Genomic DNA, 23,875 nt, shown 5'->3' with positions numbered 1-23,875 from the left:
GCCGGACGAGAAATCCCGTCCGGCGTTTTTATGAAATTCTTTTCGCTTTACTGGCTCAAGCCAGCCGGCAAGCCGCCTTCACGCGTTCCCGAAAGCAACTGGCCCAGGAAGTTCTGGTCCTTGCCGCCGGTTGGCGTGGTGCGAGAGATGAAATCGAAGACCTTGCCGTCCTGCAAGCCGTAATTGGCAATATGCTCAACGCGGCCTTCTCCGTTGAAATAAACGGCCAGAATGCGCTGATCGACCAGACGTGGCTTCATGAAGGCGACGGGGCGGGACCGCGTCTGCGAGATGTAATAAAACACTTCATTGTCGAAGGTTGCGGTGGTGGAGGGCGTACCGAGCGTCAGGATTACCTGTTCGCGGCTTGATCCGACCGGGACCAGTTCAAGCGACTTCTCGTCGAGGATATAGCCGGAGCTCAATGTCTCTCCAGGCACAAGGTCGAGGTTCGACGTGTTGCAGCCGGCGATGAGACCGGCGCATGCAAGAAGCGCCAACACACCCGAACGGGCGGGGAAGGAAACGGAAGTTGCTTTCTTCTGCGTCGACAAACGATCGTCCTCACAATATGCTTAACCTGTGGGCCAAAGCGGTAAACCAGCTTTGTCTCCGATGCAACACACTACAGCGCCAGCCGTCATATATGACGCGTAAGGGCGTTGTGGCTATAATTGCTGCATCGACTGTTCCTTAGTCCATGCAACTGCCTTTTCCCAAAGGTCTGTTTCTTTTCCCACCTGCCGCGCTCGCTTCAGGCCTCATCAGTTCTGCCGCTTGCGCGCCGGCTTAAAAATGCCATCATGCCCCTTGAGGAAACCGCCGGGAATCACGATGTTACGAGCCTTGTTCGGCCAGCGCCGCGCGTCCAACGAAAAGATCGTTGAAGCGCTTTATGAAGCAATCGTGGCGGCAGCACGGCAAGAGCCGTTTTATGCGCAGGCCCAGGTGCCGGACATTCCGCTCGGGCGTTACGAGATGCTTTCTCTGCACATGCTGCTTTTCCTTCGTCGCATGAAACGGGAAACCGATCCAGCCGCACAGGAGTTGACGCAAGCGGTGGTCGAAGAGTTTTTCAAGGATATAGACCACTCGCTGCGCGAGTTGGGAATTGGCGATTCCAGTGTGCCAAAGCGCATGAAAAAGCTTGCGCGCATGTTCTACGGGCGTGGTGAGAGCTATGGCGCGGCACTTGAGGATAATGATATCGAAGGGATGACGCGGGCGCTCAAACGCAATATCAGGCCTGATGACGAAAAATGGCCGCAAGCACCTGCTTTGACGCAATATGCCTTTGCCGCAGTCCGAAATCTTGATGAGCAGAGCGCGGCCCAGATTGTGCGAGGGCGGTTGGTTTTTCCCGATGCGGCCGGCGCCATGCAGGTCGTTGCGGACTGATTGAAAGAATGATGCGATGAACGAAACCGAGAAAAGCCCGATCCATTACGACGTCGATGTCGTACGTCTTCCGTCCAAGGGCATACGTGTGCGAATCGAGGCTGACGAGGCGCAGCGCACCGCTCTGGCGAAGATACACGAGCTGATCAGTGTGGATTCTTTCTATGCCGAAATGGTTGTGACGCAGTGGAAGAAGAAGGGTGCCAAGGTTTCCGGGCGCTTTTCGGCAAGAATCGTACAGGAATGCGTGGTGACGCTGGAGCCGCTCGAAACCCTTCTCGAAGATGATTTTGAAGGCCTGTTCGTGCCGGAGAATTCGCCGCTTTCCCGCCCGGCCAGCATTGTCGACGGAGAGATGCTGCTGGATGCGGAAGGCCCGGATGCGCCAGAAGAGTTCGCTGGGACAACGGTCGATGTCGGCGCCTTCGCCGAGGAAAACTTCGTTCTCGCAATAGATCCTTATCCACGCAAGGAAGGCGCGGAAGTCCAGCAGGAGGTCGAAGAGCTGCGGGAAGAGTCACCTTTTGCAAAACTGGCCGCTTTGAAAACAAAGGCGCAAGACAAGTGACCAACGCCGCTTGTCGATGACAGGGCAAGGTGATAGAGCCGCATTAACCACGCCGCATGGCACGTATGGTGGAAGGCCGACGGGTTCGGAGACGATGGACTTAAGCTGCTCTCATCCAGGTGAGGAAATATACACTTCGGTCATGCCTCGTCATTCTTTCTTCATCCATGCTGCTCACACACATATCCGCTGCGGCCTTGCGCTTGTGCAATCCATTTATGCGGTTAACAGCGAGATTTTTCCAAAGTGACAAGAATTTCTGTCGATGCCATGGGAGGCGATCACGGACCGGAAGTCGTCATTCCGGCTCTGGCCCGAGTGGCCGAACGACGCCCCGATGCAACATTCCTCGTTTTTGGGCAGGCCGCCATTGTGCAGCCGATTATCGAGAAGCATGCGCGACTGAAGGGCAAGGTCAAGTTCTTCGACAGTGAAATTGCCATTCGCATGGATGAAAAACCCAGTCAGGCTTTGCGCCAGGGCAGGGGAAAGTCGTCAATGTGGCAGGCGATTGAAGCAGTGAAGAATGGTGAGGCGGATGTCTGCGTTTCGGCTGGAAATACCGGCGCGCTGATGGCTATGGCAACCTTCTGTCTTCGCACACGCCCCGGTATTTCGCGGCCGGCCATCGCTGCACTCTGGCCTACGGTAAAGGGTGAAAGCATCGTGCTCGATGTTGGCGCCACCATTGGTGCCGATGCTCGCCAGCTGGTTGATTACGCCATTCTTGGCGCTGCCATGGCGCGCGCCACGCTTGGCGCGGACAAGCCGACAGTAGGGCTTCTCAATGTCGGCACGGAGGAGATCAAGGGCCAGGAAGAAGTCAAGAAGGCCGGGCAGATGATCAAGGAGGCGCAACTTTCCTCGCTGACCTACCACGGCTTCGTCGAGGGTAACGATATCGGCAAGGGTACCGTTGACGTCGTTGTGACGGAGGGTTTTTCCGGCAATATCGCCCTGAAGACCGCGGAAGGCACGGCACGTCAGATCGCGCAATATCTGCGTGAGGCGATGTCGCGGTCGCTGCTCTCCAAGATGGGCTACGTCTTGGCGCGCGGTGCATTTAACCGTCTTCGTGAGCGCATGGATGTGCGGAAGGTCAATGGTGGCGTGTTTCTCGGCCTCAACGGAATCGTGGTGAAGAGCCATGGCGGGGCCGATGAGGAAGGGTTTGCGGCGGCAGTTGAGCTTGCCTATGATATGGCGCGCAATCGCGTCATGGAACGTATCGGCCATGATATCGACGCCTTCCAGGCGTCCGATGCCGCACATGCGGCAAGCATCGCGCAAGACGATGCGACTTCGACAGGAAAGCAGGAAGAAAAATGATCAGGACGGTTGTTCGCGGCATTGGGAAGGCGCTTCCCCGTAACAAGGTGACGAATGCCGACCTGGAAAAGATCGTCGAGACGTCCGACGAATGGATCGTACAGCGTACGGGCATCAAACAGCGTTACATCGCCGAGGCCGACGAAACGACGGCATCACTCGGGGAAGCCGCAGCGCGCGCGGCACTCGACAATGCTGGCCTGACGTCTGCCGACATCGATCTCATCATTCTGGCGACATCCACGCCGAACAACACATTTCCAGCAACGGCCGTTGAAATCCAGCAGCGGCTGGGCATGACGCATGGTTTCGCCTTCGACCTGCAGGCGGTATGCTCTGGCTTCGTCTATGCGATCAATACGGCCGATCTGTATATTAGGGGTGGGCAGGCCAAGCGCGTCCTCCTGATTGGTGCCGAAACCTTCTCGCGTATTATCGATTGGGAAGATCGCACCACCTGCGTTCTCTTCGGTGATGGCGCCGGCGCACTCGTTCTTGAAGCGCAGGAAGGCGAGGGAACAATCGCCGATCGCGGTATCATTGCGGCGTCGCTGCGCTCCGACGGGTCGCACAAGGAAAAGCTCTACGTCGATGGCGGGCCCTCCAGTACGCAAACGGTCGGCAAGCTGCGCATGGAAGGCCGGGAGGTCTTCAAGCACGCCGTTGGCATGATCACCGACGTGGTGGAGAATGCCTTTGCGCAGGCAGGGGTTACTGGCGATGATCTAGATTGGTTCGTGCCCCATCAGGCGAACCGCCGCATCATCGATGCTTCCGCCAAGAAAATGGAGATCGCGCCGGAAAAAGTCGTCATCACTGTCGACCAACACGGCAATACTTCGGCAGCTTCCGTTCCGCTGGCGCTATCGGTTGCGGTGGAAGATGGGCGCATCAAGCCCGGGGACCTCGTTATGCTGGAGGCGATGGGCGGTGGATTTACCTGGGGTGCCGTGCTACTACGCTGGTAAAACAAGGTGTTATAAAGGTCCTGCTTGACCAGATAGCATCAATTTTCTAACGTCGGGAATAGTGCCAAATAAAATCGAAAGGTGGCGGACGTCTCATGGGGGCAAAGACATTGACGCGTGCCGATCTCGCTGAGGCGGTTTATCGAAAAGTCGGCCTTTCCCGCACGGAATCTGCGGCTCTGGTTGAAGCCATTCTCGATGAAATCTGCGACGCTATCGTCGACGGACAGACCGTCAAGCTTTCGTCGTTTGCGACCTTCCAGGTCCGCGATAAGAATGAGCGAATTGGCCGCAATCCGAAAACGGGCGAAGAGGTGCCGATCTCTCCACGCCGTGTGATGACCTTCAAGGCTTCCAATGTTTTGAAGAGCAAGATTCTTCGTGCGCATCAGCAGCGCCTGAAGAACGGGAAAGAATAGCCGTGTCAATGGACGGATCGTGGGGGCGTCTGTCCAATAGTGCCCATTGGGCTGGCCGGCCGTCCTGACTAGGATGCTTTGGATTCGGGCGCAACGATGTCTGAATCCTGAACCTCCTAAGCGCAATCTCTTACCGACAATGGTGAATGATGGAAAAGAGCCCCGACGCGTTTCGTACCATTTCCGAAGTTGCCGAAGACCTTGATCTTCCTCAACACGTGCTGCGTTTCTGGGAAACCCGCTTTACGCAAATCAAGCCGATGAAGCGCGGCGGCGGGCGTCGTTACTATCGTCCGCAGGACGTGGAGCTGATCAAGGGCATTCGCTACATGCTCTATGAGCAAGGCTACACGATCAAGGGTGTTCAGAAGCTTCTCAAGGATAATGGTATTCAGTTCGTCATAGCGATTGGCAATGGCGACCTGCATGCAATGGAAGCGATCGCCCAGCGCAAGGCAGCGGCTGAGGGCAAGGTGGCCGAACCTGCCCTGGAAGAGGAAATGCTGGTTGGCGAAGCAAAGGCCAAGCCCAACAAGCGCTTTTTCAGCCTGGGACGCAGTGGCGCGGAAGCGGACAACCCGATCTCCGCGGATCAGGGCAAGCTTACCCGCGATAATCGTGCTCTGTTGCAGGAAGCGCTGTTCGATCTGCTCGAATGTAAACGTTTGCTCGATCAGGCACGCTGATCGGCTTCACGGAACGCCATTTGGGCGCGGGTTTCCTCTGACGTTCAAACCTGGGATCATCTCAGGACCGTGACGAAGGATCGTCATGGTCCTTTGCCGTAAGGACGTTCGTTCTGGCCTCCATTTGTGCCATGCTGATCAGATGTGCGACGAGGTCGTGCCCGTCCTGCAATGCCATCAGACGCAGTTGCGCAAGCATTTCTGCGATGTAAGCGAGACGCTTGTGTCGTTCAGCTTGCGGGTTTGGCACAGGCACTCGCCCCGAGGTTCGTGAAGGGGCGTGGAGATCCCTCGTGTACGACATGGTTCTCGTAGAGCGTTTTTGCAAAAGAAGAATTATTCGTAATCCACATAAAATATCGCGTTTAACCTACTGTAATTACATATTTATGTAGCCGAAGCGACACGCCCGGGCGACTGCCTGCGTTGTCGTCGCGACATCGAGTTTCTGCCGGACGGCAGCGAGGTGGCCCTGCACGGTCCGTTCCGAAATGGCGAGAATTTCGCTTGTCTCCCACGCGGTTTTACCTGCGGCAGTCCATCGCAGAACTTCGCGCTCCCGCTCCGTCAGGTGGACGCTGGGCGCGTGCGCATCACAATTTTCGCTGATCGTGGCGTTGAAATAGGCGGCAGCAAGATAGAGCAGGCTGGTTTGGGTTTCATCGACTGGGCGGCAGTAGGAACTGGCCAGCGACATGAGGCTGTGTCCGAGATTTTTGCTATGAAAAGGAAAGCAGATACCGTCTACCAGACCTACACTATGGGCCTCGTAATAGAAGTTTTGGACGCGCTTCACCTCAACCCCCCTCTGCTTCGCGACCGACCACAAGAACGGGCGTTCCTTGATCAGTGCGCAGTGAACAATGGGATCGACTTTGTGATATTCATTTTCCGTATAGCGCAGGAGCCAATTCTCTGGCCAGGTCGAGGCGTGAATATTGGAAAGGCTGCTTCCAGAGGCAGACGGATTAGCTGCCATTATGAAGAAGTCGAACCCGTTTTTCTTGATCAAATTCTGGAAATTTCTAACAAGGTGATCAACATCGCCAAAATTGCGGCTGTGATCAATAAACTCAAAGACATCATGCGTTTGAAAGATCATGGCAAACCTATTAAACGACTAAAAAATAGACGTTAGGCCCCGCCGTGGCGCCGGTCCTCCCGTCTAGTGGTTATGTCTAAAATGTCGCTCGCCCGCTATAATGTCAGGGTTGTGGTGCGGGTGTAAAATGCCCGAGGCTCCCTGCGGTTTATATTAGTTTTCGCCCGGGGGGCTTGCAGCGCTCTGCTGGGAGATGTGCCTTGGTGTGCTTCTTGTCCGGTTTGAGAAGGCCGGCAACAAATCTTCGTTGCGATTGTCACCCTCTCTTTACTCCCGGCCCTTTGGCAACCGTTGAAGGCTTCTCCCTGAAGAATGCCCCATATTCCACTAGACCGAAAAATGCGATTCTTACGCGGGTATTTCTACGGATGGTGCGGCCGATGTGTCCCTTGGTGAACGTTCACAATGCACCTTTTTTGCAATGTCATGGAACGCCCGTGGCTTTTTCCGCTTCCCCTAGCAATGGAAAAATCGGGAGATCCGCCATGAAAAGCTCAACCCTCGCAACCGTCGCGCTCTGCTTCCTGGCGACACCCTCCTTTTCGCAGCAGCAAACGGATGCTGATGCGCAATTCCTCGACCTGGAAGGAAAGACGGTCGGAATGGCAACGCTGACCGGCACGCCTCAAGGCGTTGTGATCAATGTGGAGGTCACTGGACTGCCGGCCAGTCAATGGGTTGCATTCCATGTTCACGAAACCGGCACATGCGATCATGAGGGCCAGCATGAATCTGCCGGTGGCCATTATAACCCCGGTGACAAGAACCATGGCTATGCGGATCCGGACGGCCCGCATGCCGGAGACATGCCGAACCAGTATGTTCCAGCCGATGGCGTACTGCGCGCGCAGGTTTTCAACAGCATGGTCAGGCTGGGAGAGGGTAATGATATCAAGGGGCGCGCGCTCATGATCCATGCCAAGCCGGATGATTATAAAACGCAGCCGACTGGTGATGCCGGGGACCGACTGGCCTGCGCGGTGATCGAATAGGCGAGTGCTTGGGAAGATGATCGTCGGTCATTGCGATGAAAAAGAAAAACGTCTAGCGTCTGACATGTCTGCTTCCATGCATAATGGGAGCACCTCAAGAATTGCCGCAATGAGGAATGTGAATGTCGGACAGTCAGGAAGAGTTGCGGATCGATCGCGAGATCCACCGTGAAGGCGAACCTTCTTCCGACCCTTTCGTTGCTGCCGTCCGCGCAACACGCATGCCGATGTTGATTACGGACCCGAATCTGCCTGACAATCCGATCGTGTTCGCCAATGACGCCTTTCTTCGTCTCACCCAATATACCCGTGACGAGGTGATGGGGCAGAACTGCCGGTTGCTGCAAGGCACCGGAACAAACCAGGAAGACGTCGCGAAAGTGCGGGACGCCATTGCGCGCCGCGTATCTATCGAAATAGAGCTTCTCAACTATCGCAAGGACGGCACGAGCTTCTGGAATCGCGTGCTGATTTCACCTGTCTTCCAGGGCACTGAATTGACTTATTTTTTCGCGTCGCAATTCGACGTCACGCCAGAGCGCGAGAAGATTTCGCGTCTGAGTTACGACCATGATTCGCTGGAATTCGAGATCGAGCGGCGCATTGCCGACCTTACACGCAGCGAGGATCGCCTGCGTTTCGTGCTCGAGGCGGGCAAGCTTGGCTCGTGGACGCTTGATCTTTCCGATAATCGCTTTGTTGCTTCAGCCATATGCAAGGAAACGTTCGGACGCCGGATCGGCGATGCGTTCAACTATAATGACATGCGCGAAAGCATCTGGCCGGAAGATCGCAGGCGCTGGCGGGAAACCGTCGAGGACTGCGTTCGCAATCGCTCGGATTTGCATATCGAACATCGCATAAAGACGCCAGCAGGCGAGATGCGCTGGATCGAAGTGCGCGGGCAGACAAGCTATGCTGACGACGGTACACCGCTAAGCGTTGCGGGTGTTCTCCTTGACATTACCGCTCGCAAGAAGGCCGAGGAGCATCGTACTCTTCTGGTGCGCGAGCTTAATCATCGCGTGAAGAATACGCTCGCCACCGTACAGTCGATTTTCAGCCAGACGCTGCGCAGCGCCACATCGCTGGAGGAGGCGCAGGAGGTTGTCTTCGGTCGGATGCAGGCGCTGGCAAGCACGCATGATGTGCTGACGGGTGAAGCCTGGACGAGCGTTAATGTCGAGGATGTCGTGAAAGGCGCGCTTGCGCCATTCCGGAGCGGCAATGGCGAGCGCCTGCGTTTCGGCGGCCCGACCATTCGACTTGCTCCACGTGCAGCAACTTCTCTGTCGCTCGCTATCCACGAACTGGCGACCAACGCTGTCAAGTATGGCGCCTTGTCCAATGACAAGGGATATGTCGTCTTCAATTGGGACCGCAATCCCCTCGGAAATTTCTGGATGAAATGGGAAGAGCATGATGGCCCCGCGGTTGAACAACCGAGTAGCCGAGGGTTTGGCTCGCGCATGATCGAGCAGGTACTGAAGGCCGAATTCGGTGGAACCAGCACGGTAGATTATGCGCAGAAAGGTCTGATCTTCAGGCTGGAGACGGATGCGGACACGGCCATGGCGCAGGAGGGGGCTTGAACGCCTCTCCGGAAACTGCGCGATCACGGCTTTCAGGTAAGGCGGTGTTTTGGAGGCTGTCGATGGCCAATGTCGGTCAAGCCCGTCCAGTATGATCAATCCGGTACTTTCTACGCGTCGCCTTCCATTTGATTGAGTGCTATGTCATTCGCGCGCATCATGCGAAAAATGCGACCACTGAGTTCATATTCCCGTTTCAAACCGAAGGTGGGCCGAGCGCCAACGCTGATCAGCTCCTTGTTTCCGTTGTTGCGGGAAAAGATGCGCCCGTTTTGAAAACGTTAACTTGCAGTAAATTCTGATGATTAACGGAGCGTCACGTGTCGTTGCGGCAATTTTGCTTCAAGTTGAAAACAGTTCTGCGTGAACGCCGCCCGATTCAGAGCCATTAGAGCCGGACTGGAGCAGGAAGCTCCTTGCGGAAAGGCTGATGGGCAATGTCGATTGTTGTCTCGATAAATGCAAAACGGAATCCTCCATCCGAATCCAGGTCTGGAACGGAGCAGGAGCGCGAGAGCCTCTCAGCGCGCCTCTGCTCATCCTGATCTGGGCCAGTCTCACGGCGTTCTGCCTGCTGTTCTGGGGGGGCACTCTCGTATTTTCTCCTGATTGGCCTCTGATGCGTGTGCTGGCCATTGAGTTGAAGCCGAAGGAAAAGGGTATTGAAGGCGCTCTGGTTCTGCCACTTGGCCACAAGCTCGACGAGCGCGTGACGTTGCAGATCGACGACGGCAAAGCCCTTGATGCAACCCTGTTCCGTATCTGCGTTTTGGCGGGTTGCGTGACCGATTTCAGGGCTGGCTTGGTAGTGGCGACGGCGCTCGCCGCGGCAGGTTCGTCACGCTCAAGGCCGTCACGGCTAAAGGCAGGAATGCCATTCTCGCAATCTCGATTAATGGCTTTCAGGACGCCATGAACCGCGTTGGTGAACTGATGAACTAACCGCTCAAGCTCACAGTTTCCGTTCCTTTTAAGGGCGGATGTTGGCTGGAAGGGTTGCTATTCCGCCAGATACGCAACCCGTCCGGATTAACTCAACTCTCGGTGACGATGGACTGGAAACCTCAAGCGATCTCGGCAGCAATGTCGTCTTGCAGCCACAGGCTCAACTGACCTGGTCAAATGTTGCGGCCGATGACTTTACCGATCCTTACGGCATCGTCGTCTATGGTCAGGAAGCAAAATCGCTCGTCGGACGTGTCGGTGTACGGCTGGAGAGGACTTTTTACTTCGGCGTCACGGAAGAGACGGTCGAGGCAGCACCTGCGCCTGCGAAGAAGCAGCGGAGACAGGCGAAGGACAAGAAGAACTTCGTAAAGTCGGCCACGGTCTATGCGGACGCCAATGTGAAGCATGAGTTCAAGGGCAAGAACGGCCCGGTTGCTTCCGAGACGGCAATCGGCAACGACATGAGCGGCACGCGCTATGATGTGGGACTGGGCGCGGTTGCTCGTGTGTCGGAAAATGTCAGCCTGTTTGGCCGTGGCTCTGTCGAGTTCGGCGGCTCCACCGAGGTGGCGGGCAAGGTTTCAGGCGGTCTTAAAATCAGCTGGTAGACCGCCAAGTTTCACTGTGCCGATTTCGACCGGAGGACATGTTTTGAAACATGGGCTCTCGTTGACTGCACGGACCAGTCTTCTGTGAGAGATAGTACAAAAGATTACCGGTGAGGACAGTGGAAGCCACTGTCTGGTAGTCTTCTTCCCGTTTAAAATGCTTTGGATCGTCACGATTTTATTTGAAAAGGTTTGGAAAGATCGAACGTCGGACACTACGCGCCTACTGGCTCTCCGCATCGATTGTCATGGTGATAGCTCTTTCTGGAGCTGCAACCATTATTTCACGTGACTACAGAGACAGAATGGACGATGCCGGTCAGCATCTCATGTATCTCGCACAGGCGCTTGCAGAGCACACTACGCAGATCTTCGTGAAGCTTGATGCGCTCAGCCGCGCAATTGTCGAGGACGCAACGGATCGCATTGTCGACGAAGCTTTGCTCTCCGAAGTCATGCGTCGTCGCGCCGCTGCCGAACCTGCTGCAATGGGAATCGCAATTGTCGGCCCTGATGGCGTTATCCGGGCCAGCGGTATGGAAAGCTATCCCATCGGCAGGGATATGAGCAAAACCGCAGACTTCCAGGAACTGCAGCGCGAAGATGCGCCAAATTTCTACATAAGTAAGCCCTATCTTTCGGATCTGAGCGTCCCCGGTGATTATAGTGGCTGGACCATGAGCTATGCCCGTCGAATTAACGGCGCGAATAACCGGTTCAACGGCTATGTGCTCCTCGTCGTTGACGAAGCGTATTTGTACGGGTTTTACAGCCGGCTCGTTGAAGGTCCCGGTATGGTTCTGGGCCTCATGGGAAAAGACGGAATTATCCGGGCATCCAATGCGCCGGAAGTCATTGGCAGTAACGTTGAACCCACCATTCGCGACGAACTTGCCGCCGGTGAAGGCATAAAGATCAGCCCTTCGGTGCGAACCGGCATACAGCGTATCTTCGCCTATTACCGGTCTTCAGCAGCACCGCTTCTGGCTTATGTCGGGGTGCCTGTTGCACCAATTTACCAGGCCTGGCTCATTTCCTCATCCGTTATCGCCATTGCCCTGGCTGCTCTGCTTGCCACACTGATCGCGCTTGGCCTCATCCTGGGAAGGTATTTTCGTAACCGCGATTCACTGATGCAAAGCATGCTGGAAACGGCCCAACAGCGCCAGGAAAAGGAATTCCTTGAGACGATCGTGAACACCGGCGGGCTCCTCATGTCGGTTACAGGCCCGGACGGGCAGGTCGTGGTTGCAAATCAGGCATTGCAAACTCTCTTCCCCGATGTTGATTTCGCCCGAGCTGATGCCAGCTCAATGTCGCGTATATTGGGCGAGCCTTTTGAAAAGATCGTCGCTTCCTTGCCGTGGCAGGGCGTGCGGGAGGTGGTTCTCCAAAATGGCGCGAAACGCGCGCTTTCATGGTCGATATCACCGATCCGGGACAAGTCGGAGGGCGTGAAAAATCTCGTGGTCGTCGGACTGGATATCACCGACCGCCGTGAGGCGGAGCTTGCGATTTACCAGTCGGCAAAACTGGTGACATTGGGTGAAATGGCCACTGGCATTGCGCACGAAATCAACCAGCCGCTTGCTACTCTCGCAATGGCCGTCGATAATATCCAGGCTAATATAGAAAGCGGGCGCACTGATCTCGAAATGGTTTCTGGGCAGCTCGACCTTGTAAGCAGCCAGATTGACAGGGCAGCCAATATCGTCCGGCACATGCGGATATATGGGCACCGCCAAGGCGGAGGTGCGCAGCCGGTCGATCCCGCTGACGCCATCGAGGGTGCCCTGGCCATAGCGGGGGCGCAGATCGCTGCCGAAGGCATAGATATAATACGTGAATACGGTGCGGATAGGGCTCTTGTGTCCGCCGACCTTTTACTTACGGAGCAGATCATCCTCAACCTGCTTCTCAACGCCCGCGACGCGATACTTGAAAAGAACGGGTCTGGTTCCATGTCGAAAGAGCGCATACGCATCCGGTTGATGAAAGAAGATCCGGATATGACGGCGATCGCTATTTCCGATACGGGGATCGGCATTCCCGATGCAATCAGGAACAAGCTGTTCGAACCGTTCTTCAGCACCAAGCCGGTCGGCAAAGGAACGGGCCTTGGCTTGTCACTCAGCCACGGCATGGCCCGGGATATGGGAGGGCGTCTGGAACTTGGAGAGGTAGCAGAAGGGGCCGAGTTCAGACTTGTGCTGCGCCATGCATCGAAGACAGTGAACAGCGAGAAACGAGATGGCGACAAAAGCAACTGTCCTGCTGATTGATGACGAAGAGCCATTGCTGGAGGTGCTGGGCGCGGCGCTTACCGACAGCGGTTATTTCTGCCTGCGGGCCTCGAATGCGGCAAGTGCCCTGAGGATATTGGACAGGACGCCTGAAATCGACGTCATCGTCAGCGACATTCGCATGCCCGGAATGGACGGTATCGAGCTGTTGCGAAACGTTCGAAACCGGTATGGCGACCGAACGTGGCTGCAAGTCATTTTTATCACCGGCCATGCCACCCTCGAAAAATCCATCGAGGCCTTGCGTTTGAACGCGGTCGATTTCCTCTATAAGCCGGTGCGTCGCCAACATTTGCTGGAAGCTGTCGGAAGGGCCTGCGAAAAGGGTGCCGCGCAGCGTCATTTGTCTGAGGGGCATGAACGGCTGGCCCGGCTGATCGAAGAGGTGCAGAAACTCAGCGATGTCCTGGGCAGTTTCAACAGTTCGCTGCCCGGTCATGGGAAAACACCGGCTGCGCCTGTCGAGGATAATCTCCTGGAGACGCGCCCGACAGAGGAACTCGATACGCAGCGCCTTCTGGAGCTCCTTCGAACGCGGGATATAAAAACACGTTATTTTTCTGATCGCCTTTTCGCGGATCCGGCATGGCACATGGTTCTCGACCTTATGGAAAATCACCTGTTGGACCGCAACGTCTCGGTGTCTTCCCTGTATCTGGCTTCAGGAGTAGCGCCCGCGACCGCCTCGCGCCGCCTCGATGAGATGGAACAGGCTGGACTGGTCGGGCGTTGGCTCGACCCTACCGATAAACGCAGACAGTTCGTTAGACTCACTGAAAATGCCATTGGGCTCGTAAACAGCTATCTCGTGGCGCTCGAGCAGCAGCTTGTGCGCTGAATGGGCTGAAATATGCCGAGCGCGTTGCGCCCGCTTGCGACTATCCGAAGCTTGATCGCATTCAGCCAATGAAAAACCCCGCCAAAGCGGGGTTTAACAAATAGGGCAGGGAAAGCCGCTATCAGAACTTTACGCCGAGGGCGACGCCGACGGTGTGCTGGTCGATTTCGACATTGAAGCCGGCGATATCCTTGTCGCCGAAGTCTGAGTAACGATATTCGAGACGACCGAACATCGTGTCGGTGAAGGCATAGTCCACACCGGCACCAACGGACCAGCCGTTGAAGGTCTCGTCGAAATCGCCAACGCCCGGGATGTCAACATAGGCGTTCGTCGCTGCCCAACCGCCGGAAATGAAAATCAAGGCGCGATCTACTGCATAACCAGCGCGAGCCCGGATGCCGTATGACCAGTCCTGTCCAGCGTCGATTCCGCCGGCATAGGAGTTCTCGTTGAAATTGTAATTCACATCACCCTCAAGACCAAGGATGAAGCTGTTACCAAGCTCGAAGTTCCAGCCGACGAAGCCTCCCACATAGCCGCCGTTGAAATCATCGCTGAAACTTGCGCCGGGAATGCTTGCTGTGCCTTCAGAAAATACGCCACCTCCCTGAATGCCGAGATAGCCGCCAGCCCAGGACCATGCCGGAATTTCGGCAACTGGAGCTGCGGGCGGTGCGTCGTAAACAACGTCGGCCGCATGTGCTGCGCCGACAAAGAATACTGCGACAGATGCAAGCAAAATCTTCTTCATGGCTCTCTCCACAAGGTTTATCTAATTTATCGTACCCTTGCAGACGCAGAATGTCTGTATCGCAATTGCAACACATTGCTGCCACCTTCGCGCCATTTCTTTCGCCAGCTATTCGCGTGAGCCGAAGACAGACAGCGAAACCCGATGCATGACATTAGCGCGCGGCGGGAGAACGGTCCCCGGACTCTTCAAGAGTAGGCATAAAGACCGGAAGCTAAGGCTTGGTGGGTCTGCAAGACCGGTTTGGGGAATGCGTCCTTCCGCACCTCGCAGCAAACCCGCGTGAACTTGTGATCTGCGCCGTTATGAGACGCAATCGTCCCGCAACCGTTTACCTGGCTGACAGGACGTGACTACGAGCGCTGTAGCTCGAGTGAGGAATACTAAGTTTTTGAGATAATGGTCGGAATGGCCGGATTCGAACCGACGACCCCTTGACCCCCAGTCAAGTGCGCTACCGGGCTGCGCTACATTCCGCGACCAAGAAACCGTTTATATTGAAGGGGTTTAACGTGCAAGCCCCGAAACGGCTAAAAAGAACATAATGAACACAGATGAATGTCGTGGGATGTTTCGGAACCAAAAGTCCCACGAAAAGTCCCACCGGTGTTTACGTCTTGTTCTGGTTTTTTCGTGCTGTCAGATGATCTACCTCTACCCCAATCTCTGCGGCACTCATTGCGTCCATCGCAGAGCGCACATCGTCCACCATCGCATGTGCGTATTTCGTTGTAGTTGAGATATCTTCGTGACCGAGTAGCTGTTGCGCAACTCGCAAATTGCTCTTGCGCAGGATGCGGGTTGCAGCCGTGTGACGCGTGTCGTGAAACCGAAAATTGGTCACGCCTGAATTGGCAACGCCGCGCCGCATCGCGGTCTTTAGACCATGTTCGGTTAAAGGGTAGCGCGAGCCTCTGGCATAGCCTTGCTTCTTGACCACTCGCTTTGCGACGAAGGTGAAGACGACGCGCGGGTGATGGTCTTTTTCCTGCCAGAGCAAATCGAAGATGGCTTGGGACATTGGGATGACGCGCGGCTTGTTGCCTTTGCCTATAACAGTGAATGTTCTCCCAAAGAAGTCCACCTTATCCCAGGTTAAACCGAGTATCTCCATGCGTCGGCAACCTGAGAGGAACGCAAAACGCACTGCTACATCATAGCCGCGCTCAAGTTCACTCATTATCTTGGCTTCTTCAACGGCAGATGCCTCCCTGACGCGTTCCCCCGGTTCTCGCAACAGATGCTCGGACCAATCCACTTTCTGCGTTCGCACATTCCAGACGTTCGATGCCCGAAGCATGATCTCTCGCAAGGGCTGCGTTACTGTCCGATTGACTGTGGTTGGGGATATGCGGGTAGGGGTCTTTCTACGTGGGATCAGGTCATTGCGGCGTTTGGCTACGATCTCCGCGACTTGTTTATCCGTAATCGTGTTGAGTTTTGTGCGTCGGCCAAGGTTTGTGCATAGCCAATCTAGACTCCAGAGCGTGGCATCGCTGTTAACGTGGTGCTGGCCTATCTCAGACCAATAGCGGCTGACTGCATCTTCAACAGTCATATCCTGACCAGCGCCAGCCGCTTCATTTGCTAATTGAGCCTCAGCCTCTTTGCGCTTGACCTTCTCTACCCGGCGCGCTTCCCGCTCCGACGACGCTCCAGTGCTGCCTGAAAATCTGCGACCGGCGATTTGAAACTCGTACGAATACGTTCCGGACGCGCTGTCCTTTCGAATGTAGACTGACACGTGGTTTGCTTCCTCAAGTTCTTGAACGCCTCAATGTCAGCAGGCTCGTAGCGTCTTATCGTTCGCGCCCCTCGACCAATGTTAATGAAGGGCAAAGCGCCGTCATCTGTCAAATGAAGAAGATGGCGCGTAGAGATAGAAAGGGCCTCGGCGGCTTGGTCCGGTGTCAAAAGGCTCATCCCTGCTTCTCCTGTTCTGCGAGGGTGCGCGGCCAAGGAACTTGACGTGTCATGGGATCGGCGAAAGCGATCTCGCCGGGTCTTACGGTCATGACCAACATGCTCGTAGGGTAAACCTGCTCTCTCCAATCGCGAGAACTCAAATCAAAATCCTCGTTGCAAACCATACGGATTTCGAACATATCACCCGGTCTGGCATAGACGACCTTTGGCTTTGCCATCACGCACCGCCTTTCTGTTCTGCGAGGGCGGCGCTGACTGACACGTCAGGCACATTGTTTTCTGTCAGCAAAATCAAGCGCGCCTCGGCTATATCAACCATTCGTACAAGCTGCTCCCGCAGTCGTTCGTTCTCGACTTTCAGGGTGGATGATCGCCATGTGTGGTATAGATTTATACGTTCAGCAATCTTACGGGCGACGGCAACGGGGATAGCATGTCCGTTGAATACACCCCATCCAGTTACGTCCTTCCAATCGACATCGCGACCTTCATGCGCCGCAATCGGTGGCTCGGCAGCCGCCTCGCTCTCACCTGCCTGCATCGCCTCAACAGCAACGCGAGCTAGTTCCGGCCAAGCGCGTTCGAGCGGAATAGCAATGAGTTCTCGACGCTTCGCCCGCATCGCATTTTCTACGTGCTTGGGCACCTCGCTCTCGCCTGCCTGCGCGGCCTCCAGATAGGCCCGAATCGCAGCGGCAATTCGAATATCGTCGGCAGGAGAAAATCCTAGCTGCTTTCGTGCCGCCTCTATGCCCTTCTCGTCCAGTGGCTTATCCATTCTGTCTCTCCTGAAACATCAAGCGTGGAGGCAAGCTTTTCGTGCTGCCTTTTGCGGTTTTCGCGTACTTTGGGAAACCTTGGCTTTGGATGGGCTTGCGGCGAGGACTTTTGACACCAAGGTGCTTGTCCTGCTGGCGAACTGTTTTCGCAGCCATCGGAATGTCGTGCTTAGCCGTCTTGTGCTTATGGCATTTGATACAAACCGCCGCGCAGTTATCGAGGCTGTTATCGTGAGAGTTGGCGTCGAGGATGATGTGATCGAACTCTACGCCATAGGAGAGAGGTGCGTTACAACGAGAACCATTGGCCAGACCATACATTTTGCCAACCGCTTCGCACTTCAGTCCAGAGCGCTCTAGAGCAAGGCGCATCGTTTTCTTGGTGAACGCTTTGTGCGCCATTACGCAGCCTCCTCACGGGGATCATTGAAGACGATGCCGTTCTCAGCGCCCCAAGCGAAAATGAACTCAATGAGATCGGCCATCTCGTCTTTCGATAGATCTGACGATGATTGACCGACCGGCACGACGCTCTTCTGGTCAAGCCCGGGCAGGAAGCGAACCTCGCGGCCCCATGCATGCATGAAAAGCAGCTTCCATTCCTCGGTCGTGTAATCTCGGCCGAGTTTCTTCATGTGCGTGGCAACGTCAGTTAGGATCGCCCAGAGCTTATCGTTTTGGGGAAGTGTCCGTTTGGAGGCTTTGAACTCTACGCGCGTTCCTACAGGGGCCTTACTGATCCAATGGATGGCCTTGGTTCTATCCGCAGGCCCATTCAAAATGAGAAGAGCGCGGCCCATTACTGACCTCCGCCAATTCTTGCGACATGCTTTTTGCGAATATCGAAGGCGCGCTGCATAGCCATCTGATCATCGGTCAGGGTGGCTTCAACATCAAAGCTATCCCAGATTTCAGTCAGAGTTGCTTCATCCTGGCCAATGGCAAGTGCGTCCTCCAGTTCCTGAACGTAGTTCTCGATATCGAACGGTTCGCCATCTCCCATGATCGCATCGACCGATTCACCAGTCTCCTGAACGATTTCGCGATGGTCGATCTCTTCGGCCTGATGATCGATCGATGGCGGAGCGGGTGGCGCTGGTGGTCGAGTTGCTTGCACTGTGCTGTCACGTTGCGGCGTGTCCTGCACTTCCTCAGCAATGCCAAGACCGCGAAGCACATCTGCGAACCCATCGCGAAGAGCGAAGGCGCGGGCGCGCATAGCAAGCATTCGCTTCGGGTACTGTTGCCACGGTCCAGCCTTGCCCCAAAGAGAAGCCTTCTTTGCGTCTAAGACAGAAAAAGTTGCCTTGATGGCATCGGCTTCACCTTTACGCTTCACCTCGCAAACAGCGACCGCGCCGTCGCCTTCGCCATCGATGCGTTCTTTGATCCATTCGCATTTGCCGGAACCGCGCACGAGGCCGATTGCGCCATCACCCCAGATCGTTGGACGGCCGTTCACGACCGCGATCGATTGTAGAGCAGCCATAGGCGTCATGCCAACTTCCATACCATGCATGATAGCGACCATAGCCTTTTCGGGTGTATCCAAACCCTTTGGTGCCATGCCGGCTTTGCAAACGGCAGTTGCTATGCGCCATGCTCCGTCGAAATCCTGCGGGACAATGGCGCGAACAGCGCCACCGGATTGCAGTGAGGGAAGGCGCGGTGCATCCGCTTGAACTATGGCATTCATTACGCTGCCCTCTTTTCTTCGTGAATTTTCATGCCGGGGAGATTGACGCCGGATTTAGCTGCGCGGTTCGCAAGCGACTGAACCACTTCACGAATTTCAGGTCTGTCTTTGAGAGCGACTAGCAACGCGTCGTAATCAGTGATTTCAGCCGATACGAAGGTGCGCAGCGATACTTTCGCGCCAGTCCGTCCAGCCTGAGCGTTGCGTGTTTGAGTATCTTTCTCGGCCTGATCTGCTTCCCGCTTGAGGCGATCCGCTTCGGCTTGGGCTGCGGCATCATTTGCATTGGCCTGGCGTGCAGCTTCTTCCGCTTCACGTCGAATGCGGTCAGCTTCTTCCCGTGCCCTCTTCTGGCGCTCGGCTTCGATCCGCGCTTGCTCGTTCAAGAAGACGTCCATCGCCCGTTTAAGCGCTGTTGAGAGAGCCTTAGGTTCGTCTTTGAGGTCGCGCCATTTGTCGTCGACGCGTCGGCTTTCGTCCAAACTTGGCTGCTTCTCGACCTTGTGCAGGTCGGTCGCCTTCTTCGCGATAGCGGCAAGCTTTTTTGACCAAACTGCCGCGCGATCCGCTTGCTCCTGTGTTTTCACAGGTTCTTTCAGAAACGCTTTGGCAAGCTCGCGATCACCTTCAAATTCAATGCGTAGCGCCTCAAACGGATCGTCGCTGATGTTGTGGCCGATCACAGCATCTGCAACGGGTGGTTCGTCCGGCCATGATGCTCCACCAGTGACGGCGGTGTATTGCCCATGGCTGATCGGCCAGTTGCAGCACCACGTCCAAATCTCTGCAGCATCAACGTCGCGATCACCGGCAAGAGCAACCATTTCTCCCCCGCTCATCCAAATGGCAACCGGGATGTCGGTGCCACCCTTATTGCGCTTTCGAAAGAAGCCGAGCTGCGGCTCCATCGAGAGGCCCAATGATTGCTGTTCCTGCCTGGTTAGTTGTCGGCCCTGACCGATCGCAAGTCCGTTTCGCCAAAACGTATAAGGGTCATTGTCTTGCGCTTTGCGTGCGGATAGGGACTGTCCGGCTTTCCGGGCAACATCCACAGCATAAACGCCAACTTGAGTGAACGTGTCGGTGGTGCTGTCGTGGGCGTGTGCTGGTTGACGGCTCATGCTGCGTCCTTTCTCAGAACTAGGGATTGCTCGAACTCTCGCAATTGGCACCGCAGCTCTGCTGGTAGCCGGGAGGAGAGTAGGATTTCGATTGCGGCCATTTGCTCGTCGCGGTCTGGCCGGAATGCTTGGAGGCAGGATGGAGATTCGAGCGCGCTCACTGCGCCGGCGAGATAATCGCGTTCAGGGTCGATCACATCCATTGGATCGCTCCGATCATGATGCCGAGGATCAAAATGGATGCTGAGAGAACGGCGAGACCGCAGAGGTCGCGGATAAGCAGGCTCATGACAGAAACTCCCATGCCACCCAGAGAAACAGGGCAGTGGCGGCGGCTATTGCGATTAAGAGTGAGATGCCGAGAACGATGATCTGGCTATCAGTCAGGAAGACGGTAGGCGGCGTAGGCCTGCACAGGCGGTTGCGAGGCTCGGTCATGTGAGTGCCACCGACGGTAGTCGCAAATCTCGGGGTTTTTCCGGTACGACTTCATATTCGTGGAAGCCGGTTAGCTTCACTGAATACGGTTTGTAATGATTAGGCTCTCGTAGGTCTGCAAACCCACAATCTACAGCAACCGCATGGACCAAATGCTCAATCTTGTTGATGTGAAATGCTTGCCAGTTCAGATCCACGTTCGCTTTTTGAGATGCCTTTGGACCGTTTGCGTGAAGCGCCCTTTGTGAGAGTTTCTGCATCTTGCGGCGCTCGTTACGGAGGTTTTTCACTGCGTTGAATAGGCGTTCTACATCTTCGAGAGGAGTAACCATCACGCTGCCTCCTTCTCAGGCTCGATACGTTCGACGCGATAGCCAAGCTCACGCGAAAGACGGCCAAACCCCTTGTGAATGCCAAGTTGGCAATCGACGCGTTTGAACGATGTTGGATTGCTGGCCTCTACGCCTTCAACGTCTCGGATAAGCTGCTCTGCCAGTGCCTTGATGTTCGACAGGTTCATCACGCGGCCCTCACCACATAAGCGTCAGGGTCAGACGGGTGGCCACGCAGGCTATAACCTTCACGCTCCGAAATCTCACCAAACAGCCAACCGCCGTCAGCGATTTCCTTGTCAGCGGCTTCGATTATCGCAGCACCAAGCTGACGGCAGATGATGTCGCCAGTCGCAAGGTTCACGCCTTCGACATAGACCGACCGCACATCAATGGTCAGTTCGCCGCCCGAAAGCTCAACGTCGATAGAGAGTTCGACATCAAGATCGACGACAGGCTGCGCACCGGAAAGCTTGCAGATGTGCGTGTATGTCCAATCGTAGCGATCAGATTTGGGTTGTTGGGAAATGCGCATGTGCCTCTCCATCAGTTGTTCGATCAGATCGGCCGGGGCTTCTTCGTGATCATTGATGGATGCAGATATACCGCGATAAAAATACCGCGTCAATACATTATGCGATAAAAATACCTTGTATGCGGTATTTGAACCGTGTAGTGGTTCCAGTCGTGGTGACGAGGGTGCAATTCCCTTTGCTGGTCGAACCACAAGCGCGGGGGTCGAAAGTCCTACGGTGCTGCCAGAAACAGAGGACGGATAGTCGAGAGGCGTCCTGCCATGCGAACGACCGAAACGACGGTTCACGCCTGGTACTGATCTCCCTACTCTTGGGAGCTATTTGGCTTCTGGGGGTAGGGGGGTCTTTACCGCTCACTCCCTCCACTCGGGTTCAAACCAAGGTTCTGGAGGATAACAGGATAGGTTCAGAGCAAGAGAAGATAGGTAGGAGATACGCATGAAGGTGATTGGTCGAGTTTTCAGAAGGCTCTACGAAAAGAACCCGAGAGTGCATCCGATTTCTTCGGTGTCTCGAGAGCCGCAAGCGAAAGTTGAGAAGTCAAATAGCTTTGAGCTGTGAGAGACAAGCGCAAGCCATTCTGAAATTGATGTCGGGTCTCTCAAGCCAATTCCTGCCCCTTTATGCGCAGCCGCATGCGCATCGATGTCAATTGCGATACCGTGCTGAAACGCGACGTGTTTAGCTTCTAGGTGCTGTTGGAAAATCCCCCTGAATCTTACCCGTAGTTGGCACAACTGCTTCGTTAGGGGTGCCGCGTGCTTCTTCGTGCCTTTTCTGGATAGCGCCGAAGTAGGTTGCGGGGATGAGCATGGTAACATCGCCGCGCTGCCCAGCTATTTTGAACGACAAGCCGGTTCCAGCGAGTTCCTTCACCCGTTCACGCGAAAGGTTCACGCCAACAGTCTCACTAACGCTGCATCCAGATGAAGAGCAGTGCCCGACTTTTCTGGAAATGAGGGTGGTGTCCAACATCTGTCCGTTGGAATACGCTTGGTTTAGGAAGGCCCACTCGTTGAAATTTCCTACCACATAAACTTGGAAGCGATCGTTAAGCAGACTGTTGTTTTTGTTTATCCAACTGCGAACCGCATAAGTGTTTTTGAGTAGGTGGTTGTCGTGAAAGATCGTCGGTCCTTCGACCGTCGTTGACCCTGTATGAGCATCGCTACTTACTTTCGTAGCTTCATACACCTTTGTGAAATCGGTAGGCTGGATAATGGCAATACCGTGCATTGCGGCGATCTCCGCCCCGCAACCACTTATGGCTAGAGTTGCAGCCAGTATTGCTATGAGTTTCATTTTCATTTCTTTGCCCCCAAAGATCACGAATTTTAGTATCCCACCGGCACTTGTTAGTCACGCGATCCGGACATCATCATCGCTTGATGTGAGAGATCTCTGCGGACTTTGTCCTTTTGCTTCTGGACCATGCCGGGAATTAAAAACGCATCAACGATCAGCCATATGAAGCCGACGAGGATGAAGTATGAGAGGATTTGAAGTACCGCAGTGCCGGGACGACCGAGGTAAAATCGGTGACCTGATACGAACCAAAGAAAGAACCAAAGAAGATAGGCGGCGCCTACAGATTTCGCTTCGTTAGATACTCGCTGCTCGATCAGAATTTGTTGCTGAGTAGATAGTGACATTGCCCCCAAAAACCTTTCTACGACTATGATACTGTGCTGAATTTCCTCAGCACGCGACCGACGACACGTAGATCGTCAATGTTCCATTCTTTCGGCCCATGTCTCGGATTGTCCGAGATCACTTTGACACGAACTTCCTCTGATCCTGGGGGGCTCAGAACTTCGAGGCGTTTGATCACCAAACCGCCGATTTCATCGATGATTGCATATATGCCGGCGGGCGAGGGAGTGCGATGGCGCGTGTCGATGAATACCACGTCGCCTTCATTCAGTGTTGGATGCATTGAATCGCCTTGCACCGGCACGATGGCGACGTCCTGAGCTGCGAGGCCAAGCGTGACCAGCATCATTGGAGGCAACCGCCAATAGTCGCGGATACTTTCAGCGGCAAACGTCATGCCATGCTTGCCCGGCACGCCGTCATTGATAACTGACAGACCGCCGCCACCCATTCCGCCAACGATATCGACCTGAGGCGAAGTGCCTTCTGGTATACCGCGCACGCCAGTTTCACTGCCAATGGACATGTGGTCATCGTGCGGATGGTCGTCGTGGTGATCGGGGTCGAAGGAGTCGATAACCGACGACTTACCGTTTTCTTCTGGGCCTTCGCCGCGAAGCAGCCAAGCCTCCGTTGTTCGAAGAACAGGGGCTAATCGTGCAAGCGTGTCCGAACGCGGGTTCTCTGATTTGTCCGTGAGAATGTTTCGGATGAACGCATCGCTGAGACCAGCTTCGAGCGAAGCGCCACGGGCTGTCTTTCTAGTCGCGTCAAGCCGACGCTGGATTCGCGTTTTAAGGTCCATCTTCATGCGGTTAATTAACCGCACTGCGTGAATACCGCATAGCGGTAAATTTATCGTTGACACTGCGGTAAAGATATCCCATTA

General features: G+C 55.2%; 30 protein-coding genes, 1 tRNA gene and 1 pseudogene. 12 read left to right on the top strand and 20 right to left on the bottom strand.

The features are described from left to right. Positions 1-47 precede the first annotated feature (47 nt). Positions 48-554, bottom strand: coding sequence for an outer membrane protein assembly factor BamE (locus IE151_RS16270; protein ID WP_189492628.1), 507 nt, complete (start codon positions 552-554; stop codon positions 48-50). 280 nt (positions 555-834) lie between these two features. Here IE151_RS16270 and IE151_RS16265 point away from each other — a divergent pair, with 280 nt between their 5' ends. From IE151_RS16265 to IE151_RS16240, 6 genes are all read left to right on the top strand, one after another. Then, a complete protein-coding gene (locus IE151_RS16265) occupies positions 835-1,398 on the top strand; it encodes a ubiquinol-cytochrome C chaperone family protein (protein WP_189492625.1) in 564 nt (187 codons plus the stop codon). Between the two features lie 16 nt (positions 1,399-1,414). Continuing rightward, positions 1,415-1,966, top strand: coding sequence for a YceD family protein (locus tag IE151_RS16260; RefSeq protein WP_189492622.1), 552 nt, complete (start codon positions 1,415-1,417; stop codon positions 1,964-1,966). A gap of 246 nt (positions 1,967-2,212) precedes the next feature. Next, a complete protein-coding gene (gene plsX / locus IE151_RS16255) occupies positions 2,213-3,295 on the top strand; it encodes a phosphate acyltransferase PlsX (RefSeq protein ID WP_189492619.1) in 1,083 nt (360 codons plus the stop codon). Next, on the top strand, positions 3,292-4,263 hold the full coding sequence (locus IE151_RS16250) for a beta-ketoacyl-ACP synthase III (protein WP_189492616.1): 972 nt from the start codon (positions 3,292-3,294) through the stop codon (positions 4,261-4,263). The genes plsX and IE151_RS16250 overlap by 4 nt, the downstream gene beginning before the upstream one ends. Before the next feature lie 95 nt (positions 4,264-4,358). Then, a complete protein-coding gene (locus IE151_RS16245) occupies positions 4,359-4,682 on the top strand; it encodes an integration host factor subunit alpha (protein WP_189492613.1) in 324 nt (107 codons plus the stop codon). A gap of 149 nt (positions 4,683-4,831) precedes the next feature. Further along, positions 4,832-5,368 carry a MerR family transcriptional regulator gene (locus IE151_RS16240; protein WP_189492669.1) on the top strand — a complete coding sequence of 179 codons (537 nt, stop codon included), beginning with the start codon at positions 4,832-4,834 and terminating at the stop codon, positions 5,366-5,368. 61 nt (positions 5,369-5,429) lie between these two features. Here the strand turns inward: IE151_RS16240 and IE151_RS16235 are convergent, their stop codons facing one another. Continuing rightward, positions 5,430-5,618, bottom strand: coding sequence for a hypothetical protein (locus IE151_RS16235; protein ID WP_189492611.1), 189 nt, complete (start codon positions 5,616-5,618; stop codon positions 5,430-5,432). Positions 5,619-5,747: 129 nt separating this feature from the next. Next, on the bottom strand, positions 5,748-6,347 hold the full coding sequence (locus IE151_RS16230) for a helix-turn-helix transcriptional regulator (RefSeq protein WP_244636839.1): 600 nt from the start codon (positions 6,345-6,347) through the stop codon (positions 5,748-5,750). Between the two features lie 608 nt (positions 6,348-6,955). On the opposite strand from IE151_RS16230, the gene IE151_RS16225 reads away from it, so the two are divergent. The 6 genes from IE151_RS16225 to IE151_RS16200 all read left to right on the top strand — a co-directional run bounded on the left by IE151_RS16225 (position 6,956) and on the right by IE151_RS16200 (position 13,751). Further along, a complete protein-coding gene (locus tag IE151_RS16225) occupies positions 6,956-7,462 on the top strand; it encodes a superoxide dismutase family protein (protein ID WP_189492606.1) in 507 nt (168 codons plus the stop codon). Positions 7,463-7,584: 122 nt separating this feature from the next. Then, positions 7,585-9,054 carry an HWE histidine kinase domain-containing protein gene (locus IE151_RS16220; protein ID WP_189492604.1) on the top strand — a complete coding sequence of 490 codons (1,470 nt, stop codon included), beginning with the start codon at positions 7,585-7,587 and terminating at the stop codon, positions 9,052-9,054. Between the two features lie 430 nt (positions 9,055-9,484). Beyond that, complete coding sequence (locus IE151_RS16215; RefSeq protein WP_189492602.1) at positions 9,485-9,970, top strand: invasion associated locus B family protein; 486 nt, start codon at positions 9,485-9,487, stop codon at positions 9,968-9,970. Positions 9,971-10,037: 67 nt separating this feature from the next. After that, positions 10,038-10,610 carry an autotransporter outer membrane beta-barrel domain-containing protein gene (locus IE151_RS16210; RefSeq protein ID WP_189492600.1) on the top strand — a complete coding sequence of 191 codons (573 nt, stop codon included), beginning with the start codon at positions 10,038-10,040 and terminating at the stop codon, positions 10,608-10,610. 182 nt (positions 10,611-10,792) lie between these two features. Then, positions 10,793-12,892 (top strand): ATP-binding protein, encoded by a 2,100-nt coding sequence (locus IE151_RS16205; RefSeq protein WP_189492598.1) that lies wholly within the window; start codon positions 10,793-10,795, stop codon positions 12,890-12,892. Beyond that, positions 12,861-13,751 carry a response regulator gene (locus IE151_RS16200; RefSeq protein ID WP_189492596.1) on the top strand — a complete coding sequence of 297 codons (891 nt, stop codon included), beginning with the start codon at positions 12,861-12,863 and terminating at the stop codon, positions 13,749-13,751. Before IE151_RS16205 ends, IE151_RS16200 begins: the two co-directional genes overlap by 32 nt. A gap of 121 nt (positions 13,752-13,872) precedes the next feature. On the opposite strand, the gene IE151_RS16195 is transcribed toward IE151_RS16200, so the two are convergent. The 17 genes and pseudogenes from IE151_RS16195 to IE151_RS16115 all read right to left on the bottom strand — a co-directional run bounded on the left by IE151_RS16195 (position 13,873) and on the right by IE151_RS16115 (position 23,797). After that, complete coding sequence (locus IE151_RS16195) at positions 13,873-14,505, bottom strand: outer membrane protein (protein ID WP_189492593.1); 633 nt, start codon at positions 14,503-14,505, stop codon at positions 13,873-13,875. A 400-nt stretch (positions 14,506-14,905) separates the two neighbouring features. Then, positions 14,906-14,982: transfer RNA gene (locus IE151_RS16190), tRNA-Pro, on the bottom strand. 133 nt (positions 14,983-15,115) lie between these two features. Further along, complete coding sequence (locus IE151_RS17785; protein WP_244636832.1) at positions 15,116-16,249, bottom strand: tyrosine-type recombinase/integrase; 1,134 nt, start codon at positions 16,247-16,249, stop codon at positions 15,116-15,118. 32 nt (positions 16,250-16,281) lie between these two features. Next, positions 16,282-16,428, bottom strand: a pseudogene (locus IE151_RS17780) (helix-turn-helix domain-containing protein); the annotation flags it as partial. After that, complete coding sequence (locus tag IE151_RS16175) at positions 16,425-16,649, bottom strand: hypothetical protein (RefSeq protein ID WP_189492584.1); 225 nt, start codon at positions 16,647-16,649, stop codon at positions 16,425-16,427. The pseudogene IE151_RS17780 and the gene IE151_RS16175, both read right to left, overlap by 4 nt. Continuing rightward, positions 16,649-17,209: a hypothetical protein gene (locus IE151_RS16170; RefSeq protein ID WP_189492582.1), complete on the bottom strand. Its 561-nt coding sequence runs from the start codon at positions 17,207-17,209 to the stop codon at positions 16,649-16,651. The genes IE151_RS16175 and IE151_RS16170 overlap by 1 nt, the downstream gene beginning before the upstream one ends. Then, positions 17,202-17,612 (bottom strand): HNH endonuclease signature motif containing protein, encoded by a 411-nt coding sequence (locus IE151_RS16165; RefSeq protein ID WP_189492579.1) that lies wholly within the window; start codon positions 17,610-17,612, stop codon positions 17,202-17,204. Before IE151_RS16165 ends, IE151_RS16170 begins: the two co-directional genes overlap by 8 nt. Next, positions 17,612-18,010: a recombination protein NinB gene (locus IE151_RS16160; protein ID WP_189492576.1), complete on the bottom strand. Its 399-nt coding sequence runs from the start codon at positions 18,008-18,010 to the stop codon at positions 17,612-17,614. Before IE151_RS16160 ends, IE151_RS16165 begins: the two co-directional genes overlap by 1 nt. Then, a complete protein-coding gene (locus tag IE151_RS16155) occupies positions 18,010-18,906 on the bottom strand; it encodes a recombinase RecT (RefSeq protein ID WP_244636829.1) in 897 nt (298 codons plus the stop codon). Before IE151_RS16155 ends, IE151_RS16160 begins: the two co-directional genes overlap by 1 nt. Continuing rightward, complete coding sequence (locus IE151_RS16150; RefSeq protein WP_189492573.1) at positions 18,906-20,027, bottom strand: hypothetical protein; 1,122 nt, start codon at positions 20,025-20,027, stop codon at positions 18,906-18,908. Before IE151_RS16150 ends, IE151_RS16155 begins: the two co-directional genes overlap by 1 nt. Before the next feature lie 285 nt (positions 20,028-20,312). Beyond that, complete coding sequence (locus IE151_RS16145; protein WP_189492570.1) at positions 20,313-20,465, bottom strand: hypothetical protein; 153 nt, start codon at positions 20,463-20,465, stop codon at positions 20,313-20,315. Beyond that, positions 20,462-20,797 (bottom strand): hypothetical protein, encoded by a 336-nt coding sequence (locus IE151_RS16140; protein WP_189492567.1) that lies wholly within the window; start codon positions 20,795-20,797, stop codon positions 20,462-20,464. The genes IE151_RS16145 and IE151_RS16140 overlap by 4 nt, the downstream gene beginning before the upstream one ends. Next, positions 20,797-20,985 (bottom strand): hypothetical protein, encoded by a 189-nt coding sequence (locus tag IE151_RS16135; RefSeq protein WP_189492565.1) that lies wholly within the window; start codon positions 20,983-20,985, stop codon positions 20,797-20,799. The genes IE151_RS16140 and IE151_RS16135 overlap by 1 nt, the downstream gene beginning before the upstream one ends. Then, a complete protein-coding gene (locus tag IE151_RS16130) occupies positions 20,985-21,332 on the bottom strand; it encodes a hypothetical protein (protein ID WP_189492561.1) in 348 nt (115 codons plus the stop codon). Before IE151_RS16130 ends, IE151_RS16135 begins: the two co-directional genes overlap by 1 nt. 682 nt (positions 21,333-22,014) lie before the next feature. Next, positions 22,015-22,641 carry a hypothetical protein gene (locus IE151_RS16125; RefSeq protein WP_189492558.1) on the bottom strand — a complete coding sequence of 209 codons (627 nt, stop codon included), beginning with the start codon at positions 22,639-22,641 and terminating at the stop codon, positions 22,015-22,017. A gap of 47 nt (positions 22,642-22,688) precedes the next feature. Continuing rightward, complete coding sequence (locus IE151_RS16120) at positions 22,689-22,985, bottom strand: TM2 domain-containing protein (RefSeq protein ID WP_189492555.1); 297 nt, start codon at positions 22,983-22,985, stop codon at positions 22,689-22,691. A gap of 23 nt (positions 22,986-23,008) precedes the next feature. Then, positions 23,009-23,797 (bottom strand): S24 family peptidase, encoded by a 789-nt coding sequence (locus tag IE151_RS16115; protein WP_189492552.1) that lies wholly within the window; start codon positions 23,795-23,797, stop codon positions 23,009-23,011. Positions 23,798-23,875 lie beyond the last annotated feature (78 nt).

It is taken from the genome of Limoniibacter endophyticus (assembly GCF_014652835.1).
GTDB classification, from domain to species: Bacteria; Pseudomonadota; Alphaproteobacteria; order Rhizobiales; family Rhizobiaceae; genus Limoniibacter; species Limoniibacter endophyticus.
This window is presented reverse-complemented; position numbering and strand designations above follow the sequence as displayed.

Bases quoted from the DNA above. Each gene is read 5' to 3' on its own strand.
- IE151_RS16135 (WP_189492565.1), bottom strand. From the start codon at position 20,985: ATGAACCTGTCGAACATCAAGGCACTGGCAGAGCAGCTTATCCGAGAC.
- IE151_RS16155 (WP_244636829.1), bottom strand. From the start codon at position 18,906: ATGAATGCCATAGTTCAAGCGGATGCACCGCGCCTTCCCTCACTGCAA.
- IE151_RS16245 (WP_189492613.1), top strand. From the start codon at position 4,359: ATGGGGGCAAAGACATTGACGCGTGCCGATCTCGCTGAGGCGGTTTAT.
- IE151_RS16125 (WP_189492558.1), bottom strand. From the start codon at position 22,641: ATGAAAATGAAACTCATAGCAATACTGGCTGCAACTCTAGCCATAAGT.
- IE151_RS16170 (WP_189492582.1), bottom strand. From the start codon at position 17,209: ATGGATAAGCCACTGGACGAGAAGGGCATAGAGGCGGCACGAAAGCAG.
- IE151_RS16230 (WP_244636839.1), bottom strand. From the start codon at position 6,347: ATGGCAGCTAATCCGTCTGCCTCTGGAAGCAGCCTTTCCAATATTCAC.
- IE151_RS16250 (WP_189492616.1), top strand. From the start codon at position 3,292: ATGATCAGGACGGTTGTTCGCGGCATTGGGAAGGCGCTTCCCCGTAAC.
- IE151_RS16240 (WP_189492669.1), top strand. From the start codon at position 4,832: ATGGAAAAGAGCCCCGACGCGTTTCGTACCATTTCCGAAGTTGCCGAA.
- IE151_RS16130 (WP_189492561.1), bottom strand. From the start codon at position 21,332: ATGCGCATTTCCCAACAACCCAAATCTGATCGCTACGATTGGACATAC.
- IE151_RS16175 (WP_189492584.1), bottom strand. From the start codon at position 16,649: ATGGCAAAGCCAAAGGTCGTCTATGCCAGACCGGGTGATATGTTCGAA.
- IE151_RS16160 (WP_189492576.1), bottom strand. From the start codon at position 18,010: ATGGGCCGCGCTCTTCTCATTTTGAATGGGCCTGCGGATAGAACCAAG.
- IE151_RS16195 (WP_189492593.1), bottom strand. From the start codon at position 14,505: ATGAAGAAGATTTTGCTTGCATCTGTCGCAGTATTCTTTGTCGGCGCA.
- IE151_RS16165 (WP_189492579.1), bottom strand. From the start codon at position 17,612: ATGGCGCACAAAGCGTTCACCAAGAAAACGATGCGCCTTGCTCTAGAG.
- IE151_RS16220 (WP_189492604.1), top strand. From the start codon at position 7,585: ATGTCGGACAGTCAGGAAGAGTTGCGGATCGATCGCGAGATCCACCGT.
- IE151_RS16215 (WP_189492602.1), top strand. From the start codon at position 9,485: ATGGGCAATGTCGATTGTTGTCTCGATAAATGCAAAACGGAATCCTCC.
- IE151_RS16140 (WP_189492567.1), bottom strand. From the start codon at position 20,797: ATGGTTACTCCTCTCGAAGATGTAGAACGCCTATTCAACGCAGTGAAA.
- IE151_RS16200 (WP_189492596.1), top strand. From the start codon at position 12,861: ATGGCGACAAAAGCAACTGTCCTGCTGATTGATGACGAAGAGCCATTG.
- IE151_RS16145 (WP_189492570.1), bottom strand. From the start codon at position 20,465: ATGACCGAGCCTCGCAACCGCCTGTGCAGGCCTACGCCGCCTACCGTC.
- IE151_RS16225 (WP_189492606.1), top strand. From the start codon at position 6,956: ATGAAAAGCTCAACCCTCGCAACCGTCGCGCTCTGCTTCCTGGCGACA.
- IE151_RS16120 (WP_189492555.1), bottom strand. From the start codon at position 22,985: ATGTCACTATCTACTCAGCAACAAATTCTGATCGAGCAGCGAGTATCT.
- IE151_RS16265 (WP_189492625.1), top strand. From the start codon at position 835: ATGTTACGAGCCTTGTTCGGCCAGCGCCGCGCGTCCAACGAAAAGATC.
- IE151_RS16260 (WP_189492622.1), top strand. From the start codon at position 1,415: ATGAACGAAACCGAGAAAAGCCCGATCCATTACGACGTCGATGTCGTA.
- IE151_RS16115 (WP_189492552.1), bottom strand. From the start codon at position 23,797: ATGAAGATGGACCTTAAAACGCGAATCCAGCGTCGGCTTGACGCGACT.
- IE151_RS16150 (WP_189492573.1), bottom strand. From the start codon at position 20,027: ATGAGCCGTCAACCAGCACACGCCCACGACAGCACCACCGACACGTTC.